This is a genomic window from Hydrogenophaga intermedia, from assembly GCF_000723405.1.
Taxonomy (GTDB): domain Bacteria; phylum Pseudomonadota; class Gammaproteobacteria; order Burkholderiales; family Burkholderiaceae_C; genus Hydrogenophaga; species Hydrogenophaga intermedia.
In genome coordinates this window covers 64,239-83,222 of record NZ_CCAE010000019.1, presented here as the reverse complement: position 1 = coordinate 83,222, position 18,984 = coordinate 64,239, and the positions used below count along the sequence as shown (strand labels likewise).

15 protein-coding genes and 1 tRNA gene are annotated in these 18,984 nt (G+C 67.4%); 10 read left to right on the top strand and 6 right to left on the bottom strand.

Translation table 11 applies throughout. From position 1 onward, the window contains the following. Nucleotides 1-60: 60 nt before the first annotated feature. Nucleotides 61-966, bottom strand: a complete 906-nt coding sequence (locus BN948_RS12960) for a PAS domain-containing protein (protein WP_035621963.1) — start codon at nt 964-966, stop codon at nt 61-63. A 303-nt stretch (nt 967-1,269) separates the two neighbouring features. Here BN948_RS12960 and BN948_RS12955 point away from each other — a divergent pair, with 303 nt between their 5' ends. Further along, entirely contained in the window at nt 1,270-1,989 is a 720-nt protein-coding gene (locus tag BN948_RS12955) for a Crp/Fnr family transcriptional regulator (protein ID WP_009520295.1), read from the top strand. An 86-nt stretch (nt 1,990-2,075) separates the two neighbouring features. Here BN948_RS12955 and BN948_RS12950 read toward each other — a convergent pair. The 4 genes from BN948_RS12950 to BN948_RS12935 form a co-directional block, all read right to left on the bottom strand. Further along, nucleotides 2,076-2,165, bottom strand: a tRNA-Ser gene (locus BN948_RS12950). A 36-nt stretch (nt 2,166-2,201) separates the two neighbouring features. Beyond that, entirely contained in the window at nt 2,202-2,597 is a 396-nt protein-coding gene (locus BN948_RS12945) for a DUF2237 family protein (RefSeq protein WP_009520294.1), read from the bottom strand. Nucleotides 2,598-2,686: 89 nt separating this feature from the next. Beyond that, nucleotides 2,687-3,607, bottom strand: a complete 921-nt coding sequence (locus BN948_RS12940; protein WP_009520293.1) for an SPFH domain-containing protein — start codon at nt 3,605-3,607, stop codon at nt 2,687-2,689. A gap of 44 nt (nt 3,608-3,651) precedes the next feature. After that, nucleotides 3,652-4,077: an NfeD family protein gene (locus BN948_RS12935; protein WP_009520292.1), complete on the bottom strand. Its 426-nt coding sequence runs from the start codon at nt 4,075-4,077 to the stop codon at nt 3,652-3,654. Between the two features lie 124 nt (nt 4,078-4,201). Here BN948_RS12935 and BN948_RS12930 point away from each other — a divergent pair, with 124 nt between their 5' ends. Next, nucleotides 4,202-6,487 carry an arginine/lysine/ornithine decarboxylase gene (locus tag BN948_RS12930; protein ID WP_009520291.1) on the top strand — a complete coding sequence of 762 codons (2,286 nt, stop codon included), beginning with the start codon at nt 4,202-4,204 and terminating at the stop codon, nt 6,485-6,487. A gap of 13 nt (nt 6,488-6,500) precedes the next feature. Further along, nucleotides 6,501-7,367, top strand: coding sequence for a DNA ligase (locus tag BN948_RS12925; RefSeq protein ID WP_411914403.1), 867 nt, complete (start codon nt 6,501-6,503; stop codon nt 7,365-7,367). Between the two features lie 55 nt (nt 7,368-7,422). Here the strand turns inward: BN948_RS12925 and fabI are convergent, their stop codons facing one another. Continuing rightward, entirely contained in the window at nt 7,423-8,211 is a 789-nt protein-coding gene (gene fabI / locus BN948_RS12920) for an enoyl-ACP reductase FabI (protein WP_035621960.1), read from the bottom strand. 47 nt (nt 8,212-8,258) lie between these two features. Here fabI and BN948_RS12915 point away from each other — a divergent pair, with 47 nt between their 5' ends. From BN948_RS12915 to infB, 7 genes are all read left to right on the top strand, one after another. Further along, a complete protein-coding gene (locus BN948_RS12915; protein ID WP_050980734.1) occupies nt 8,259-10,109 on the top strand; it encodes an extracellular solute-binding protein in 1,851 nt (616 codons plus the stop codon). Nucleotides 10,110-10,115: 6 nt separating this feature from the next. Next, the gene (locus BN948_RS12910; protein WP_009520287.1) at nt 10,116-11,141 is read left to right on the top strand and encodes a microcin C ABC transporter permease YejB; all 1,026 of its coding nucleotides are present in this window, start codon (nt 10,116-10,118) and stop codon (nt 11,139-11,141) included. Continuing rightward, on the top strand, nt 11,141-12,175 hold the full coding sequence (locus BN948_RS12905) for an ABC transporter permease (protein WP_009520286.1): 1,035 nt from the start codon (nt 11,141-11,143) through the stop codon (nt 12,173-12,175). The genes BN948_RS12910 and BN948_RS12905 overlap by 1 nt, the downstream gene beginning before the upstream one ends. Further along, nucleotides 12,168-13,766, top strand: a complete 1,599-nt coding sequence (locus BN948_RS12900) for an ABC transporter ATP-binding protein (RefSeq protein WP_009520285.1) — start codon at nt 12,168-12,170, stop codon at nt 13,764-13,766. The genes BN948_RS12905 and BN948_RS12900 overlap by 8 nt, the downstream gene beginning before the upstream one ends. A 186-nt stretch (nt 13,767-13,952) precedes the next feature. Beyond that, nucleotides 13,953-14,552, top strand: coding sequence for a ribosome maturation factor RimP (gene rimP / locus BN948_RS12895; RefSeq protein ID WP_009520284.1), 600 nt, complete (start codon nt 13,953-13,955; stop codon nt 14,550-14,552). Nucleotides 14,553-14,590: 38 nt separating this feature from the next. Then, nucleotides 14,591-16,090, top strand: coding sequence for a transcription termination factor NusA (nusA, locus tag BN948_RS12890; protein ID WP_009520283.1), 1,500 nt, complete (start codon nt 14,591-14,593; stop codon nt 16,088-16,090). A 30-nt stretch (nt 16,091-16,120) separates the two neighbouring features. After that, on the top strand, nt 16,121-18,982 hold the full coding sequence (gene infB / locus BN948_RS12885) for a translation initiation factor IF-2 (protein WP_009520282.1): 2,862 nt from the start codon (nt 16,121-16,123) through the stop codon (nt 18,980-18,982). Nucleotides 18,983-18,984 lie beyond the last annotated feature (2 nt).

Genomic DNA, 18,984 nt, shown 5'->3' with positions numbered 1-18,984 from the left:
AGAAGACCTTACTCAAGGGGTCAAAGTTGGATGAAAAAACTCAGCTCAGAGGGGTCAGATTTACGTGGAAATCAACAGCGAGAACGCCTCCAGCGATTGCCGGGCTTCTTCGAGGCTGGCCGTGCGCTCCTCCACCATCGCCTGCAAACGGTGGTTGTTCAGGCTTTTCTGCTCGATCAGCTCGCGGTACACGGTCACGTCCTGAATCGTCCAGGTGTCCGGTGGCCGCACGCTGGCGCCCTCGCGCTGCGGCACGCCACGGCAGCGGACCCAGCGGCGCTGCCCCGTGTGGGTGATGATGGGCAGTTCGTGGTCGAACTCGTCGCCGGTCTGCATGACGCGCCGCAAGCGCTCATGCAGCTCGTCCTGCGCTTCGGGGCTGACGAACGCCAACAGGGCCCGAAGGCCCTTGGGTGCCTCGTTCGCGGGCAGCTCAAGAATGGAGTGGACCTCGCTGGACCAGCGCACGCTGCGCGTGTGGCGGTCGAACTCCACGCGGCCCAGCCGCGCGAGGCGCTGGGCCACCTGCAGGTGGTGCTGCAACTGGACATTGGCGCGTTCGAGCGCCCGCTGTTCGCTCACATCGCTCTGGATGGAAAAGTAGGCCTGCAGGCGGCCCTGGCTGTCGCGGATGGGCTCGATGTTGAGCATCACGGTGTATGCCCCGCCGTCCTTGCGGTGGTTGACCATCTCGACGCCGGAGACCGACAGACCCTGGCGCAAGCGTTCCCGCACGAAGCCGCTGGTCTGCGGGCTGGTCAGTGGTCCGTGCAACAACTGGCCCGGCTTCTTGCCCTGGATTTCGTGCAGCGACCAGCCGGTGATGCGCGTATACGTCCGGTTCACCCAGCGGATGCGTTGCTCGGCATCGGTGATCACCACCATATTGGCGCTTTGCTCAACGACCTTCTCCAGGATCATCAGCCAGGAGGTCAGGTCATGAAGCTCGTCGTTGGTGTCCAGCAAGATCAGGGCTCCTTGTGCACGGATGCGGGCGCCGGATCCCGTGCGATCCGGCGTGGCCGCGCAGGGGCGCACCCACGCGCCCCGGCACCCGATCATCGGCAGCCCAAGGCCGGGCCATCAAGAAATCGACAGCCTTTGTGACGGGACGCGCACACGACTTTCTGGCGCCCGGCTCGACAGCGATCCCGGCGCCGCTACCATCTGGCCAGGTGCTGACGGTGATGTGCGGTCCGCCAAGCCGCAGCGCTCCGGTCACGCACAGGCCGGGCAATCGATCAAGGACGTCGGGGAACTCGCGTACGCATGAGCAGCAACATCCCGCGCAACAGCGGACCGGGCGGGACGGTCCTGTGCGAGCACTGTTCAACGCGGGGCCGCTGCCTGTTTTCGGTGCTGAGCCTGCCGAACAACGATCACTTCCGCTCGTTCGTGCGCGAGCGCGCGGTGGGCGTCGGCGAAACGCTGGAGGCCGAGGGCAGCCTGGGGCAGACGCTGGGCGTCATCAAGGTGGGCCTGCTCAGGGGCGTGCGCGGCCACCCTGGCGAGGACGGCAAGAGCGTGCTGCTGATGGGCAAGGGGCGCCTGGTGGGCTTCACGCTGCCCTTCGGGCAAGCCGCGTTGCTGAGTCTGGTGGCCATCACCCCCACGCGCGTCTGTGAAGTCGACATCCGGGTGGTGCGGGACCTGGCCATGCCGCACGAGCCATTCCAGCAGGCGATCTACCGGGCCATCGCCGGTTTCGTCGGCACCATGGCCGACTGGTCGCGTCTGCTGCGCGAGGACAGTTATCTGGTCAAGGTGGGCGCCGCACTGCGGCTGATCGCGGCCGAAGAGGGAAGTTCGTCCTTTCGAATTCCCAGCCACACCGAACTGGCAAATGTGCTGGGAGCGCGCCGCGAGACGGTGGCCCGGCACATCGCGATCCTGATCGACAAGGGGCTGTTCAGGAAAATCGACCGTTGGCACGGGGTGCTGACCGCCGACCGCAGCGCTTGGCGGCGGGCCGGTGCCGCAAGAAGTTGATGGTTTTGTCGGGCGCTGCCACGCCGTGGGGCGCGTTCAACAAGCGGCAAGAAAAAAGCGCCCCGGAGGGCGCTTTTCATGTCGATTGGCGGAGAGGGCGGGATTCGAACCCGCGGTGGGGATTAACCCACACACGCTTTCCAGGCGTGCGACTTAAACCGCTCATCCACCTCTCCGCGAAGCGCGGGATTGTAGCCTACTCAAGCGCGCGTTCAGCCCGTGTGACTGCCGTCTTCCGCCTTGCGCCAGGCGTGGCGCTGCAGCACGTCCAGCGCCACGTGTTGAAGGGTGTTCTGGTGCGTGGCCTCCAGCACCACGGGCGGGGCCACGCCGGCTTCCAGCGCCTCCAGCCAGCGGGTCACGCACAGGCACCAGCGGTCTCCCGCCTTCAGGCCGGCGAAGCGCAGTTCGGGCCGGGGTGTGACGAGGTCGTTGCCGCGCTGCACCGAGAAGTCGAGGAACTCGCGCGTGACGCGCGCGCAGACCACGTGCGTGCCTTCGTCGTCGGCACCGGTGTGGCAGCAGCCGTCGCGGTAGAAGCCGGTCAGCGGGTCGAACGAGCAGGCCTGCAGCTCGCCACCCAGCACGTTGTGCGCGAGGTCGTCCATGTCAGGCCTCCCGCCGGGCCGCCCCAAGGGAGGCCTGCGCCCCCATGGGGGGCAGCGAATACACGAAGTGATGAGCGTGGGGGTCCAAGTCAGCCTCCTGTCGTTTTGCCCGCCTGAACCATCTTCATCGCCGAGCCGATGAGGGCGGACACCTCGGTCATGTTGCTCGGCACGATCAGGGTGGTGGTGGCGTCGGCCGCGACGCTGGCGTAGGCGTCGACGGCTTTCTCGGCCACCTTGAGTTGCACGGCCTCCTGGCCGCCGGGTTGGCGGATCGCGTCGGCCACCTGCCGGATCGCGCCGGCCGTGGCCTCGGCCACCGCCAGGATGGCGGCCGCCTCGCCCTGGGCCTTGTTGATCTCGGCCTGCTTCTCGCCCTCGGAGCGGGCGATGAAGGCCTCGCGTTCGCCCGTGGCGATGTTGATCTGTTCCTGGCGGCGGCCCTCGGAGGCGGCAATCAGGGCGCGCTTCTCGCGCTCGGCCGTGATCTGGGCCTGCATGGAGCGCAGGATCTCGGCCGGCGGGGTCAGGTCCTTGATCTCGTAGCGCAACACCTTCACGCCCCAGTTGAGCGCGGCCTCGTCGATGGCCTGCACCACCTGGGCGTTGATGATGTCGCGCTCTTCGAAGGTCTTGTCGAGTTCGAGCTTGCCGATGACCGAGCGCAGCGAGGTCTGTGCGAGCTGCGTGACCGCCATGAGGTAGTTGGACGAGCCGTAGCTGGCGCGCATGGGGTCGGTCACCTGGAAGTACAGGATGCCGTCCACCTGAAGCTGCGTATTGTCTCGCGTGATGCAGACTTGGCTGGGCACGTCCATCGGGATTTCCTTCAGGCTGTGCTTGTAGGCCACCTTGTCGATGAAGGGGACGAGGATGTTCAGGCCGGGGGCCAGCGAGCTGTGGTACTTGCCCAGGCGCTCCACGACCCACGCGGACTGTTGCGGCACGATCTTGATGGCGCGCGAGACGAAGATGACGGCGATGACGATGAGCAGGATGGCGAGTTCCATGGTCTTGTTCTGTGCTGTGGTTCGGGTTGCGGGGCGGCCTGGGTTCAGGCCTTCTCGACCAGCAGGCGGTTGCCCACGAGTTCCGTGACGCGGTAGGCGCCGGGCGCGGGCGCGTTGCCGGGCCGCTGGATCACCGTCCAGGCCGCGCCGCGGTACTTGACCGTGGCGGTGCCGTCGGCGTTCCATTGTTCGATCTGAATGACCTCGCCGACGTCGAGGTTGACGCTGCGCAGGCCGCGCACCGATGGGTCGCCAGGGCGGCGACGCGAGTGCAGGTACCAGCCCGCCACGGCGGCCGCACCCAGCACGGCGGCGCTGACGATCTGGCCGGTGAGCGGCAGCCCCAGGTGGGCTGCGATGGCGCCAGCGGCGGCGCCCAGCGCGAGCATGAGCAAATAGAACGTGCCGGTGAGCAGCTCGGCGCCCACGAGCGCGCCCGCCAGCAGCCACCACCAGGTCGAATCGGCCATGTGCCTTGTCTCCATGTGTCGATCCCCCGTCGGGACCGCTTCGCATTCTGCGCCAAACCGCGTCCGACCAGACCGGACGGACATGTGTTTTCCGTACACTTGCGCGCTTCGTCAGGAGAGCCGCATGAAGTTCCGTTTCCCCATCGTCATCATCGACGAGGATTTCCGCTCCGAGAACACCTCGGGTCTGGGCATTCGCGCGCTGGCGCAGGCCATCGAGAGCGAGGGCATGGAGGTCGTGGGCGTCACGAGCTACGGCGACCTGTCGCAGTTCGCGCAGCAGCAAAGCCGCGCCAGCGCCTTCATCCTGTCCATCGACGACGAGGAGTTCAGCCACGGCCCCGACCTGGACCCGGTGGTGCTGAACCTGCGCAACTTCATCAACGAGGTGCGCCGCAAGAACGCCGACGTGCCGATCTACATCTACGGCGAGACCAAGACGAGCCGGCACCTGCCCAACGACGTGCTGCGCGAGTTGCACGGCTTCATCCACATGTTCGAGGACACGCCGGAGTTCGTGGCGCGCCACATCATCCGCGAGGCCAAGAGCTACCTCGAAGGCATCCAGCCGCCGTTCTTCAAGGCCCTGCTGGATTACGCGGAGGACGGTTCCTACTCCTGGCACTGCCCGGGCCATTCGGGCGGCGTGGCCTTCCTAAAGAGCCCCGTGGGCCAGATGTTCCACCAGTTCTTCGGCGAGAACATGCTGCGCGCCGACGTGTGCAACGCGGTGGAGGAACTGGGCCAGTTGCTGGACCACAACGGCGCCATCGGTGCCAGCGAGCGCAACGCGGCGCGCATTTTCAACGCCGACCACTGCTTCTTTGTCACCAACGGCACCAGCACCAGCAACAAGATGGTGTGGCACCACACGGTGGCGCCGGGCGACGTGGTGGTGGTGGACCGCAACTGCCACAAGTCCATCCTGCACAGCATCATCATGACGGGCGCGGTGCCCGTCTTCCTCAAGCCCACGCGCAACCACTACGGCATCATCGGGCCGATCCCGCAGAGCGAGTTCGAGATCGAGTCCATCCAGGCCAAGATCCGCGCCAACCCCTTGCTCACGGGCGTGGACGCTGCCCAGGTCAAGCCGCGCGTGCTCACCATCACGCAGAGCACCTACGACGGCGTGCTCTACAACACCGAGGCCATCAAACAGATGCTGGACGGCTACGTGGCCAACCTGCACTTCGACGAGGCCTGGTTGCCGCATGCGGCCTTCCATCCGTTCTATGGCAACTACCACGCCATGGGCAAGAAGCGCACGCGGCCAATGGAGTCGGTGGTGTACGCCACGCAGTCCATCCACAAGCTGCTGGCCGGCATCAGCCAGGCCAGCCACGTGCTCGTGCAGGACTCGCAGAACGTCAAGCTCGATCGGCACCTGTTCAACGAGTCGTACCTGATGCACACCAGCACCAGCCCGCAGTACGCCATCATTGCCAGCTGCGACGTGGCCGCGGCCATGATGGAGCCACCGGGTGGCCGCGCGCTGGTGGAAGAGAGCCTGCTGGAGGCGCTGGACTTCCGTCGCGCCATGCGCAAGGTGGAGGACGACTTCGGCGCCGACGACTGGTGGTTCAAGGTCTGGGGCCCGGACGCCCTGGCCGAGGAGGGCGTGGGCGAGGCCAAGGACTGGGTGCTCAACCGCCGCCGCGACGCCAACGCCGAGCAGCACACCGAGCGCGACTGGCACGGCTTCGGCGACATGGCGCCGGGCTTCAACATGCTGGACCCGATCAAGGCCACCATCGTCACGCCCGGCCTCAACATGGACGGCAGCTTCGGCGAGACGGGCATCCCCGCGTCCATCGTCACCAAGTTCCTGGCCGAGCACGGCGTGGTGGTGGAGAAGACCGGCCTCTACAGCTTCTTCATCATGTTCACCATCGGCATCACCAAGGGCCGCTGGAACACGCTGCTGACGGCGCTGCAGCAGTTCAAGGACGACTACGAGAAGAACCAGCCGATGTGGCGGATCATGCCGGAGTTCTGCGCCAAGCAGCCCCGCTATGAGCAGATGGGTCTGCGCGATCTGTGCCAGCACGTGCACGCGCTCTACGCCAAGTACGACATTGCGCGCCTGACGACCGAGATGTACCTGAGCGACTTGACGCCCGCGATGAAGCCCACCGACGCCTTCGCGCACATCGCCCAGCGCACCACCGAGCGCGTGCCCATCGACGACCTTGAAGGCCGCATCACCACCAGCCTGGTGACGCCGTACCCGCCGGGCATTCCCCTGCTGATCCCGGGCGAGGTGTTCAACCGAAAGATCGTGGACTACCTCAAGTTCAACCGCGAGTTCGCGCGCGAGTGCCCGGGCTTCGAGACCGACATCCACGGGTTGGTGGAAACCTCGGGCGAGGGCGGCAAGGCCTATTTCGCGGACTGCGTGAAGGCCTGAGCCCACCGCGCACGTGAGATTCTCGAGACGGGTGCTGCTGCGCGGCTTGGCCGCCGCGCTGCTGGGGACGGGCCTCGCGCCGCTCGCGGCCTGGTCGGCGGACGCGCCCGCGCTGATGCTGGCCAATGTCTACCGCCCGGGCGTCCGGCTGGCCGACTATTGGCTCAGCGAGAAGTACGATGGCCTGCGCGCCTTCTGGGATGGTGAACGCCTGCGCACGCGAGGTGGCGAGACCATTGCCGCGCCGGATTGGTTCACGGCGCAGTGGCCCGCCGAGCCCATGGACGGTGAACTCTGGGCCGGCCGCGGCCGTTTCGAGGAAGCCATGTCCACCGTGCGTCAGCTCACGCCCGATGACGCGGCCTGGCGCCGCATCCGCTTCATGGTGTTCGATCTCCCCGCGCATCCGGGCGTCTTCACGGAGCGCATCGAGGCCTATGGCCGGCTGGTGCGGCGCATCGATCAGGCCTGGGTGCAGGCGGTGCCGCAAGAGCGCGTGGGCAGCCACGCCGAACTGATGGCCCGGCTGGACCGCATGGTGCGTGACGGCGGGGAAGGCTTGATGCTGCACCGGGGCGATGCGCCGTACCGTGCGGTGCGCAACGACGATCTGCTCAAGGTGAAGACCCATGAGGACGCCGAGGCGCGTGTCGTCGGGCATGTGCCCGGCAAAGGCCGGCACGCGGGCCGCATGGGGGCCCTGGTGGTGCAGACGCCGCAAGGCCTGCGCTTCAAGCTGGGCACCGGCTTCACCGACGCCGAACGCGACCAGCCGCCCGCTGTGGGCACCTGGGTGACCTACCGTTTTCGCGGGCTCAACGAAAGCGGCGTGCCCCGCTTTGCCAGTTTCGTTCGCGTGCGGCCCGACGCACCGCGTTGAACAGCCGAAAAAAAACCCGCCGGGTGGCGGGTCTGGCGTCGTCAGATGAGCCGGCTCACTCGGCCTGGCTCGAGTCGCCCACCACGTGGCTGAAGCCGCCGTCCACGTAGATGATCTCGCCCGTGATGCCCGAGGACAGGTCGGACAGCAGGAAGGCCGAGGCATTGCCCACGTCCTCGATGGTGACGTTGCGGCGCAGCGGCGACACCGTGGACACCAGGTTCATGAGCTTGCCAAAGCCCTTGATGCCGCTGGCGGCCAGCGTCTTGATGGGGCCGGCGCTCACGCCGTTGACGCGCATGCCCTTGGGGCCCAGGGACTCGGCCAGGTAGCGCACCGAGGCCTCCAGGCTGGCCTTGGCCAGGCCCATGGTGTTGTAGTTGGGCACGCAGCGCTCGGCGCCCAGGTAGCTCAGCGTGAGCAGGGCGGCGCGATCGCTGAGGTGGGGCAGGGCGGCTTTGGCCATGGCCGGGAAGCTGTAGGCGCTGATGTCGTGCGCGATCTTGAAGGCTTCGCGGGACAGGCCATCCAGAAAGTCGCCCGCGATGGCCTCGCGCGGCGCGAAACCGATGGCGTGCACGAAACCGTCGAATTTGGGCCAGGTCTGGGAGAGGTCGCTGAACAGCTTCTCGATCTGGGCGTCGTCGCCCACGTCGCAGTCGAAGACCAGCGTGGAGCCGAAGTCGGCCGCGAACTCGGTGATGCGGTCCTTGAAGCGCTCACCCACGTAGCTGAAGGCCAGTTCAGCGCCTTGTTCGTGGCAGGCCTTGGCGATGCCGTAGGCGATGGAGCGGTTGGACAGCACCCCGGTGATGAGGAACTTCTTGCCAGCGAGAAAACCCATTGATCGGACTCCGGAAAAATATCACGCAGAATTGTCGCATGCACGTCATGAGCCGTCCCTTCCCCCACACGCTGCGCCGCTGGGCCGTGGCGGGGGCCTTGGCCCTGGCGGCACCGGCGCTGTGGGCCGCGCACGGCTACGCCATCTGGGGTGAGCTGAAGTACCCCGATGGCTTCACCCACTTCGACTACGTCAATCCGCAGGCCCCCAAGGGGGGCGAGCTGCGCCTGGTGAGCAACCTGCGCGTCAGCACCTTCGACAAGTACAACCCCTTCACGCTGCGCGGCAGCGCGCCGGCCTACCTCGGCGAGCTGATGTTCGATTCGCTGCTGACGGGTGCGCTGGACGAGACGGGCGCGGGCTACGGCCTGCTGGCCGAGGACGTGCAGGCCGCGCCAGACGGCCTGTCAGTGACTTTTCACCTGCGCGACACGGCCAAGTTCCACAACGGTGACCCGGTGCTGGCCGCCGACGTGAAGTTCAGCTTCGACACCCTGCTGGGGCCGCACACCTCGCCGGCCTACAAGACCATCCTGGCCGATGTGGCGGGCCTGGACGTGCTGGGCGAGCGCACCGTGCGCTTTCGCTTCAAGGTGCCCAACCGCGAGCTGCCACTCACCGTGGGCGCCATCCCCATCTTCAGCCACCAGTGGGGCAATGAGATCGACCCCGCCACCGGTCAGCGCAAGACCTTCGACAAGGTGGTGATGGACCCGCCCATCGGCAGCGGCCCGTACAAGATCGGCCCGGTGAAGTTCGGCCGCGACATCACCTACGTGCGCGACCCGGGCTACTGGGCGCGCGACCTGCCGGTGCGCCGGGGCACGGCCAATTTCGACCGCATCACGGTCAAGATCTACAAGGACAGCACCGCGCGGCTGGAGGCGCTCAAGGCCGGCGAGTTCGACCTGATGCGCTTCTTCTCGGCCGGCGACTGGGCGCGCCGCGTCAACGGCCGCAAGTTCGACAGCGGCGAGCTGGTCAAGGGCGAGTTCACGCACAAGCTGCCCACCGGTTTCCAGAGCTACGTGCTCAACACGCGGCGCAAGCCCTTGGACGACATCCGCGTGCGCGAGGCCCTGGGCCTGGCGGTGGACTACGAGTGGATGAACCGCCAGATGTTCTACGGCGCCTACCAGCGTGTGCGCGGCCTGTTCGGCAACACCGAGTGCGCGGCCGATGGCACGCCGTCGCCCGACGAACTGGCCCTGCTGGAGCCCGGCCGCGCGCAGCTGCCGCCGGCCGTGTTCGGTCCGATGTATTCGCCGCCGCGCACCGACGGCGACCACTCCCTGCGCGACAACCTGCGCCAGGCCCAGGCCTTGCTGCGCGAAGCGGGCTGGACGGTGCAGGACGGCTTGCTCAAGAACGCCCAGGGCGAACCCATGGTGCTGCAGTATCTGGACAGCAACGAGACGGGTGCTCGCGTCGTTTCTCCCTGGATCCGCAATCTGGAGAAGCTGGGCATCACCCTGCGCTTTCGCCCGGTCGACTTCGCGCTCTACCAGCAGCGCCTGCGCACCTTCGACTTCGACATCATCTCCATCAATTTCCAGGGCACGCCCAACCCCGGTGCCGAGTACGCCGACCTGTTCGGCAGCCAGGCCGCAAAGACGCCCGACTCGGGAAACTTCTCCGGTATCGCCAATCCGGCGGTGGACCGGATCATCACCCGCATGGTGGGCGCCAAAACCAAGCCCGATTTCATCGCCGCCTGCCGCGCGCTGGACCGCGCCATCTCGCACAGCCACATCCTGATCCCGCAGTGGTCAGCGTCCACGCACCGCATGGCCTACAACGCCTGGCGGCTGCAACGCCCGCCTCAGATGCCCCCTTACGCCCCCGGCGAAGCCTGGGCCATTGATTCCTGGTGGGCTGCCCCACCGCGACAGGACTGACGCGCCATGTGGGCCTATATCCTCAAACGCCTGTTGCTCATGCTGCCCACGCTGTTCGGCGTGCTGCTGATCACTTTCGTGGTGGTCCAGTTCGTGCCCGGCGGCCCGGTGGAGCAGTACCTGGCCGAGGCGCGCGCCGCCGGTGGCACTGGCGCGGAGGGTGGCTCGGTGTACCGGGGTGGGCAGGGCGTCGACCCGCAGCGGCTGGAGCAGATCAAGGCGCTCTACGGCTTCGACAAGCCCGCGCATCAGCGCTTCGTCGAGATGATCGGCCGCTTCGCGCGCTTCGACCTGGGCACCAGTTTTTTCCAGAACAAGCCCGTGTCCGAGCTCATCGTCGAGAAGCTGCCCGTGTCCATCAGCCTGGGGCTGTGGACCTTCCTCATCAGCTACGGCGTGGCCGTGCCGCTGGGCGTGGCCAAGGCGGTGCGGGCGGGCTCGCGCTTCGACCTGATCAGCACCCTGATCGTGCTGGTGGGCTATGCCATTCCGGGTTTCGTGCTGGGCGTGGCGCTGCTGGTCATCTTCGGCGGCCAGTTGCAGTGGTTCCCGCTGCGCGGCCTCACCTCAGCCAACTGGGATGAGCTCTCCTGGGGCGCGCGCATCGCGGACTACCTCTGGCACATCACGCTGCCGGTCACGGCCATGGTGCTGGGCAGCTTCGCGGTCACGGCCATGCTCACCAAGAACGCCTTCCTCGAAGAGATCCGCAAGCAGTACGTGATGACCGCACGCGCCAAGGGCCTGGGCGAGCGCCAGGTGTTGTGGAAGCACGTGTTCCGCAACGCGCTCATCCCCATCGTCACGGGCTTCCCGGCCGCCTTCATCGGCGCCTTCTTCACCGGCGCGCTGCTGATCGAGACCCTGTTCTCCCTCGACGGCCTGGGCCTGCTGAGCTACGAGAGCGTGATCCGCCGCGACTACCCGGTGGTGCTGGGCACGCTGTTCCTGTTCACCCTGATCGGCCTGGTCACCAAGCTGATCTCCGACCTCTGCTACGTGTGGGTCGACCCGCGCGTGAAGTTCGATTGATGGCCACCGCTTCCCTCAGCCCCAGTCGGCGCGCCTGGCTTCGCTTCAAACGCAACCGGCTGGGCTACTGGAGCCTGGTGCTTTTCTGCGTGCTCGTGGTGGCCAGCCTGTTTGCCGAGGTGCTGTCCAACGATCGGCCGCTGGTGGTGCGCTACGAGGGGCAGACCTACTTTCCGATCGTCCGGGACTACCCTGAAACGGTGTTCGGTGGCGACTTCGAAACCCCCGCCGACTACCTCGACCCCTTCATCCGCAAGCAGATCACCCAGGGCGACAACTGGGCGCTCTACGCGCCCAACCCCTATGGCTCGCAGACCATCAACTACTTCGCCGAGAAACCCAACCCGTCGGGCCCCAGCCGCGCCAACTGGTTCGGCACCGACGACCGCGGGCGCGACCTGCTGGCGCAGCTCATTTACGGCTTTCGCGTGAGTGTGCTGTTTGCGCTCGCGCTCACCGCCATCGGGGTGGTGCTGGGCATCGTCACGGGCGCCATCCAGGGCTTCTTCGGTGGCAAGACGGACCTCGCGTTCCAGCGCTTCATCGAGATCTGGGGCTCCATGCCCGAGCTCTACCTGCTGATCATCTTCTCGGCCGTGTTCGCGCCCAGTGTCGGGTTGTTGCTCATCCTGCTCAGCCTGTTCGGCTGGATGGGCCTGTCCGACTACGTGCGCGCGGAGTTCCTGCGCAACCGCCAGCTCGACTACGTGCGCGCCGCGCGCGCCATGGGCCTGTCCAACGCCCAGATCATCTGGCGCCACATCCTGCCCAACAGCCTGACGCCGGTGGTGACCTTCCTGCCGTTTCGCATGAGCGCGGCCATCCTCGCGCTCACCTCGCTCGACTTCCTGGGCCTGGGCGTGCCGCCCGGCACGCCCTCGCTGGGCGAACTGCTGAGCCAGGGCAAGAACAGCATCGACGCCTGGTGGATCTCGCTGTCCACCTTCGGCGTGCTCGTGCTCACGCTGCTGCTGCTCACCTTCATGGGCGACGCGCTGCGCGACGCGCTGGACCCGAGGAAACAGGATGTCTGAAGCCCTGCTCGACGTGCACGACCTGCGGGTGGCCTTCCAGGGGCAGCCGGTGGTGCACGGCATCGATTTCTCCATCGCCCCGGGCGAGAAGCTCGCGCTGGTGGGCGAATCGGGCTCGGGCAAGACGGTGTCGGCGTTGTCCCTGCTGCGCCTGGTGGTCAACGCCGAGGTCTCGGGCCAGGCCCTGCTGGGCGGGCATGACCTGCTGTCCCTGAGCGAACGCGAGCTGCGCGGCGTGCGCGGCGACGAGGTCGCGGTCATCTTCCAGGAGCCCATGACCGCCCTCAACCCGCTCTACACCGTGGGCAACCAGATCGGCGAGGTGCTGCAGCTCAAGCGCGGCCTGACGCCGCGCCAGGCGCGCGCCGGTGCGGTGGAGCTGTTGGCGTCCACCGGCATTCCCGAGCCGGAGCGCCGCGTCGACGCCTTCCCGCACCAGTTGAGCGGCGGCCAGCGCCAGCGCGCCATGATCGCCATGGCGCTGGCCAGCCGTCCGAAACTGCTGATCGCCGACGAGCCCACCACCGCGCTGGACGTGAGCCTGCGCGGCCAGATCCTCGAGTTGCTGTCCGACCTGCAACGCCAGCACGGCATGGCGCTGCTGCTCATCACGCACGACCTGCCCCTGGTGCGCCGCGTCGCCGACCGCGTGGCCGTGATGGAGAAGGGCCACCTGGTGGAGCAGGGCACCGTGGCCGAGGTGTTCGAGCACCCACGGCACGCCTACACCCGCAAGCTGCTGGCCAGCGAGCCCGAGCGCGCCGTGGCCGAACCCGCGGCAGACGCCGCTCCCGTGATGCGCGCCGAAGGCCTGCGCGTGAGCTACCCCGTACCGATGCCCGGCTTCAAGGGCTGGTTCCGCAAGGGGTCGTTCACGGCGGTGCAGGGCGCCGACCTGGCCGTGCCCGCCGGCGGCACCTTGGGCGTGATCGGCGAATCCGGCTCGGGCAAGAGCACGCTGGCCCTGGCCGCGCTGGGCCTGTTGCCCTTCGAGGGTCGGCTGGACGTGGCCGGCAGCAGCTGGGCGGAAGCAAAGCGCGACAAGCGCCTGCGCACGCTGCGCCAGCGCGTGCAGGTGGTGTTCCAGGATCCGTTCTCCTCGCTGTCGCCGCGCCTCACCGTCGAGCAGATCGTGGGCGAGGGCCTGTCCGTGCACCGGCCGGACCTGCCGGCAGACCAGCGCCGCGAGCGCGTGGCCGCGCTGCTGGCCGAGGTGGGCCTGGTGGACGACCCGCAGCGCGGTGCCGACTGGCTGCAGCGCTACCCGCACGAATTCTCCGGCGGCCAGCGCCAGCGCCTGGCCATCGCGCGGGCGCTGATCGTCGAGCCGCAACTGCTGGTGCTCGACGAGCCCACCAGCGCGCTCGACGTGACCGTGCAGAAACAGGTGCTGTCCCTGCTGCAGCGCCTGCAGCGCGACCGGGGCTTGAGCTACCTGCTGATCACGCACGACGTGGGTGTGATCCGCGCCATGGCGCACGAGGTCATCGTCATGAAGGACGGCGCCATCGTCGAGCGCGGCCCGGCGCTGGACGTGTTGACGGCGCCTGAGCACCCGTACACGCGGCTGCTGGTTCAGGCGGCGGCCTGATCAAGCCGGGCGGCGGACGGAGCAGGCGTCGGGCAAGCGCCCCCGCGCGGGAAAAGCTGGCTCGCGGCTTGCTAGCCCCCGCTGGGCGCGCTACAATGCGCGCTTCACGACCAAATGGGCGGGTAATCACCGGCCCTTTTTTTTTGGCCGGGCGGGAAACCGATGCCGGCCTGACGCACTTCATTCATGGGCTGGCAAGACACCGTCGCGCAAATCGTTACCGCGCAGGGATTCGATCTGGTGGACCTGGAGCGGTCCGCCGGCGGCCTCTTGCGCGTAACGGTGGACTGGCCCTGGCAACCGCCGGCCGAAGGCCAGCCGCTGCCACCCGAACGCTTCGTCACCGTCGAGGATTGCGAACGCATCACCCGCCAGTTGCAGTACGCGCTGGAGGTGGAAGGCATGGACTACCGGCGCCTGGAAGTCGGCTCGCCGGGCATCGACCGCCCGTTGCGACAGGAAAACGATTTCCTTCGTTTCGAAGGTCAGATGGTGGATATCACGCTCAAGGCCCCGCTGGGCGCCAATGGCGCGGTGTCGGCCAACCGCAAGAAATTCCGCGGCACGCTCGAGCGCGTGGCCGAAGGGGGCTGGCAGATCGTCTGGAGCGACGCGCCCCCGGTGAAGCCGGGCCAGCGCGTCAGCAAGAAGCGCGAGCCCGCGCCGCTGCAGGCGCTGGGCTTCACGCTCGACGAGATTTCACAGGCGCGCCTGGCGCCGATCGTGAACTTCAAAGGCCGGGGCGCCGCCAGCGAGGCGGGCGCCGAAAACGCCGACAAGACATAACAAACAGACCGTACTGGATTGGAAAGGTGGGCTGAACGATGAACCGCGAAATGTTGATGCTGATCGATGCCATCTCGCGCGAAAAGAACGTCGAGCGCGACGTGGTGCTGGGCGCGGTCGAGCAGGCGCTGGCCTCGGCCACCAAGAAGCTCTACAAGGGCGAGGTCGACATCCGCGTGGCCATGGACCCGGACACCGGCGCCTATGAAACCTTCCGCCGTTGGTTGGTGGTGCCCGACGAGGCCGGCCTGCAGAACCCCGATGCCGAAGAGCTCCTGACCGACGCGCGCGACGAGATCGCGGACATCGAGGAAGGCGACTACATCGAGAAGCCGGTGGAAAGCGTGCCCATCGGCCGCATTGGCGCCATGGCCGCCAAGCAGGTCATCCTGCAGAAGATCCGCGACGCCGAGCGCGAGATGCTGCTCAACGATTTCATGTCGCGCGGCGACAAGATCTTCGTCGGTACCGTCAAGCGCATGGACAAGGGTGACCTGATCATCGAGAGCGGTCGGGTGGAAGGCCGCCTCAAGCGCAGCGAGATGATCCCCAAGGAGAATTTCCGCACCGGCGACCGCGTGCGCGCCATGATCATGGAAGTCGACTTGACCCTGCGCGGCGCGCCCATCCTGCTGTCGCGCTCGGCGCCCGAGTTCATGATCGAGCTGTTCCGCCAGGAAGTGCCCGAGATCGAGCAAGGCCTGCTGGAGATCAAGAAATGCGCCCGCGACGCCGGCTCGCGCGCCAAGATCGCCGTGCACAGTTTCGACAAACGCATCGACCCCATCGGCACCTGCGTGGGCGTGCGCGGTTCGCGCGTCAACGGCGTCACCAACGAACTCGCGGGCGAACGCGTGGACATCGTGCTGTGGTCGGACGACCCGGCGCAGTTCGTCATCGGCGCGCTGGCACCGGCCAACGTCGTCTCCATCGTGGTCGACGAAGAGCGCCACGCCATGGACGTGGTGGTGGACGAGGAGAACCTTGCCATTGCCATCGGCCGCGGCGGCCAGAACGTGCGTCTGGCGAGTGAGCTCACCGGTTGGCGCATCAACATCATGACGGCCGACGAATCGGCCCAGAAGCAGGCCGAGGAAGCCGACTCGATCCGCTCGGTGTTCATGGCCAAGCTCGACGTCGACCAGGAGATCGCTGACATCCTGATCGAGGAAGGTTTCACCAGCCTTGAGGAAGTGGCCTACGTGCCGCTGCAGGAAATGCTGGAGATCGAGTCCTTCGATGAAGAGACCGTGAACGAGCTGCGCACCCGCGCCAAGGACGCGCTGCTGACCATGGAGATCGCCCGCGAAGAGAGCGTCGAGGAGGTGTCGCAGGACCTGCGCGACCTGACCGGCCTGACGCCCGAGCTGATCGCCAAGCTGGCCGAGGCCGGCATCCACACCCGCGACGACCTGGCCGATCTCGCGACGGACGAACTCACCGAGATCACGGGCCAGTCGGAAGCGCAAGCCACCGAGCTGATCATGCAGGCGCGCGCGCACTGGTTCACCGGTGACGAAGCGCAGTCCCCGTCCTGATCACCCGGAGGCCCACGGAGCACAGAACACATGACCAGTAATACCGTCGCCGAATTCGCTGCCGAACTGAACAAACCCGCCGCCGTGCTGCTCGAGCAGCTCGCGGCCGCGGGCGTGCGCAAGGCCGCGCCGTCCGATCCCATCACCGAAGTGGACAAGCAGCAGTTGCTTGGCCACCTCAAGGCCGCGCACGGCAACACCGGCGGCGAGCGCAAGAAGATCACGCTGGTCAAGAAGTCCACTTCCGAGATCAAGCAGGCCGACGCCATGGGCCGTGCGCGCACCATCCAGGTCGAGGTGCGCAAGAAGCGCACCTTCATCAAGCGCGACGACGAACCCGTGGCCGCGCCCGCCGTGATGGAAGAGCCTGCCGCGCCGGCCGCACCGGTGGTGGATGAAGCCGAACTTTCGCGCCGCGAAGAGGAAGCGCGCCGCCAGGCCGAGCTGATCCGCCGCCAGGAAGAGGAACTGGCCGCCAAGCGCGCCGCGCGTGAGGCCGAGGAAGCCAAGGCAGCTGCCGCTGCCGAAGCGGCCGAAGCCGCCCGCCAGGAACGCGAAGCCGCTGCCGCGGCCGCCGCACCGGCCGTCACGCCCGAACAGGAACCGGCGCCCGCGCCAGCCAAGCCCGCCACCACCGCCGTGAAGGTCAAGGGTCCGGACAAGGAAGCCGCGGCCAAGGCCGCCGCCGACAAAGTCGCCGAGGAGCGCAAGGCCGAGGAGCAGCGCGCCGCCGAACTGCAGGAGCGTCGCCGCAAGGCCGAGGCTGAGGCCGCGAACATTCGCGCCATGATGGCCGCGCCGGCCAGGACCCTGGTCGCCAAGAAGCCCGAGCCGCCGGCCGACGCCAAGGCGGGTCTCAAAGGCACGCTGCACAAGCCGGCGGGCACGCCCACCAAGGCCCCCGCGGCCGCGCCGGGCAGCGCAGCGGCCGGTGCCGGCAAGAAGGAAGTCAAGTCCGAGAACCTGTCTTCCACCTGGAAGGACGACGCGGCCAAGAAGAAAGAGATCAAGACCCGCGGCGACACCAGCTCGGGCCGTGGCAACTGGCGCAGCGGTCCGCGCGGTGGCGGTGGCCGACGTGGCGACCGCGACTCGCGCGACGGCCAGGGCTCGTTCCAGGCGCCGGCCGAATTCAAGCAGATCGAAGTGCACGTGCCCGAGACCATCACGGTCTCCGAGCTCGCGCACAAGATGTCGGTGAAGTCGTCCGAGCTGATCAAGCAACTGATGAAGCTGGGCCAGATGGTCACCATCAACCAGTCGCTGGACCAGGACACCGCGATGATCCTGGTCGAGGAACTGGGCCACAAGGCCGTGGTGGCCGCGCTGGACGACCCCGAGGCCTTCACGGACGAAGAGGTGTCGCAACAGCAGGCCGAAGCCTTGCCGCGCGCGCCCGTGGTCACCGTCATGGGCCACGTGGACCACGGCAAGACCTCGCTGCTCGACTACATCCGCCGCACCAAGGTCGCGGCGGGTGAGGCCGGCGGCATCACGCAGCACATCGGCGCCTACCACGTCGACACGCCGCGCGGCATGGTCACCTTCCTCGACACCCCGGGTCACGAGGCCTTCACGGCCATGCGCGCCCGTGGCGCGCAGGCCACCGACATCGTCATCCTCGTCTGCGCCGCCGACGACGGCGTGATGCCGCAGACCAAGGAAGCCGTCAAACACGCGAAGGCGGCGGGCGTGCCCATCGTGGTGGCCATGACCAAGGCCGACAAGCCCGAGGCCAACATCGAGCGAGTGAAATCCGAGCTCGTGGCCGAGGAAGTGGTGCCCGAGGAGTTCGGTGGCGAATCGCCCTTCGTGGCGGTGTCGGCCAAGACCGGCATGGGCATCGACGACCTGCTCGAGCAGGTGCTGCTGCAGGCCGAGGTGCTGGAGCTCAAGGCGCCGGTGGACGCCATGGCCAAGGGCCTGGTGATCGAAGCGCGCCTGGACAAGGGCCGTGGCGCCGTGGCCACCGTGCTGGTGCAAAGCGGCACGCTCAAGGTGGGCGACGTGGTGCTGGCGGGCCAGACCTCGGGCCGTGTGCGCGCCATGCTTGACGAGAACGGCAAGGCCACCAAGGAAGCCGGTCCCTCCATTCCGGTGGAGATCCAGGGCCTGGCCGAGGTGCCGCAGGCCGGCGACGAGTTCATGGTCATGTCCGACGAGCGCCGCGCGCGCGAGATCGCGACCTACCGCGCGGGCAAGTACCGCAGCACCAAGCTGGCCAAGCAGCAGGCCGCCAAGCTGGAGAACATGTTCTCCGACATGGCCGCCGGCGAGGTCAAGACCCTGCCGATCATCCTCAAGGCCGATGTGCAGGGCTCGCAGGAAGCGCTCGCCGCCTCGCTGCTCAAGCTCTCCACCGACGAGGTGAAGGTGCAGCTCGTGTACGCGGGCGTGGGTGGCATCAGCGAAAGCGACGTCAACCTGGCCATCGCGGCCGGTGCCGTGGTCATCGGCTTCAACGTGCGCGCCGACGCCGGCGCGCGCAAGCTGGCCGAGGGCAACGAGGTCGACCTGCGCTACTACAACATCATCTACGACGCGGTGGACGACCTGAAGGCCGCCATGTCCGGCATGCTCGCGCCCGAAAAGCGCGAAGAGGTCATCGGCATGGCCGAGATCCGCACGGTGTTCGTGGCGTCCAAGATCGGCACGGTGGCCGGCTGTATGGTCACGCAGGGCTTCGTCACCCGCAACGCGCACTACCGCCTGCTGCGCGACAACGTGGTGGTGCAGACCGGCGAGCTCGAGTCGCTCAAGCGCCTCAAGGACGACGTGCGCGAGGTCAAGGAAGGCTTCGAGTGCGGTATCAAGCTGCGCAACTACAACGACATCAAAGAGGGCGATCAGCTCGAATTCTTTGAGGTCAAGGAAGTGGCGCGCACGCTGTAAGC

Bases quoted from the DNA above. Each gene is read 5' to 3' on its own strand.
- BN948_RS12945 (WP_009520294.1), bottom strand. From the start codon at position 2,597: ATGGACGACCTCGCGCACAACGTGCTGGGTGGCGAGCTGCAGGCCTGC.
- BN948_RS12935 (WP_009520292.1), bottom strand. From the start codon at position 4,077: ATGGCCGATTCGACCTGGTGGTGGCTGCTGGCGGGCGCGCTCGTGGGC.
- rimP (WP_009520284.1), top strand. From the start codon at position 13,953: ATGGGCTGGCAAGACACCGTCGCGCAAATCGTTACCGCGCAGGGATTC.
- nusA (WP_009520283.1), top strand. From the start codon at position 14,591: ATGAACCGCGAAATGTTGATGCTGATCGATGCCATCTCGCGCGAAAAG.
- BN948_RS12930 (WP_009520291.1), top strand. From the start codon at position 4,202: ATGAAGTTCCGTTTCCCCATCGTCATCATCGACGAGGATTTCCGCTCC.
- BN948_RS12910 (WP_009520287.1), top strand. From the start codon at position 10,116: ATGTGGGCCTATATCCTCAAACGCCTGTTGCTCATGCTGCCCACGCTG.
- infB (WP_009520282.1), top strand. From the start codon at position 16,121: ATGACCAGTAATACCGTCGCCGAATTCGCTGCCGAACTGAACAAACCC.
- BN948_RS12955 (WP_009520295.1), top strand. From the start codon at position 1,270: ATGAGCAGCAACATCCCGCGCAACAGCGGACCGGGCGGGACGGTCCTG.
- fabI (WP_035621960.1), bottom strand. From the start codon at position 8,211: ATGGGTTTTCTCGCTGGCAAGAAGTTCCTCATCACCGGGGTGCTGTCC.
- BN948_RS12940 (WP_009520293.1), bottom strand. From the start codon at position 3,607: ATGGAACTCGCCATCCTGCTCATCGTCATCGCCGTCATCTTCGTCTCG.
- BN948_RS12915 (WP_050980734.1), top strand. From the start codon at position 8,259: ATGAGCCGTCCCTTCCCCCACACGCTGCGCCGCTGGGCCGTGGCGGGG.
- BN948_RS12900 (WP_009520285.1), top strand. From the start codon at position 12,168: ATGTCTGAAGCCCTGCTCGACGTGCACGACCTGCGGGTGGCCTTCCAG.
- BN948_RS12905 (WP_009520286.1), top strand. From the start codon at position 11,141: ATGGCCACCGCTTCCCTCAGCCCCAGTCGGCGCGCCTGGCTTCGCTTC.